1 pseudogene is annotated in these 270 nt (G+C 64.8%); it reads left to right on the top strand.

From position 1 onward, the window contains the following. Position 1 precedes the first annotated feature (1 nt). A pseudogene (locus LD028_RS09025) lies at positions 2 to 270 on the top strand (electron transfer flavoprotein subunit alpha); the annotation flags it as partial.

Below are 270 nucleotides of genomic sequence, written 5' to 3'. Positions count from 1 at the left end.
GGTGTTTTTGGAACAGCAGGACGGCCGGATCGCACCGGTGTCGCTGGAGCTTTTGGGCGCGGGGCGGAAGCTGGCCGACAAGCGGGGCGTGCCCCTTTCCGGCGTGCTGATCGGCGACCAGGTGCGCGAACTGGCGGCGGACGCCTTCCAGTACGGGGCGGACGTCGTCTATCTCTACGACGACCCGATCTTTCGCGACTACCGGACCGAGTCCTACATGCGTGCCGTGATCGCATGCGTGCAGAAGCACAAGCCGGAAATCCTGCTCTA

The sequence above is a fragment of the Anoxybacillus sp. LAT27 genome (genome assembly GCF_022030075.1).
Classification (GTDB): domain Bacteria; phylum Bacillota; class Bacilli; order Bacillales; family Anoxybacillaceae; genus Anoxybacillus; species Anoxybacillus kestanbolensis.
This window is presented reverse-complemented; position numbering and strand designations above follow the sequence as displayed.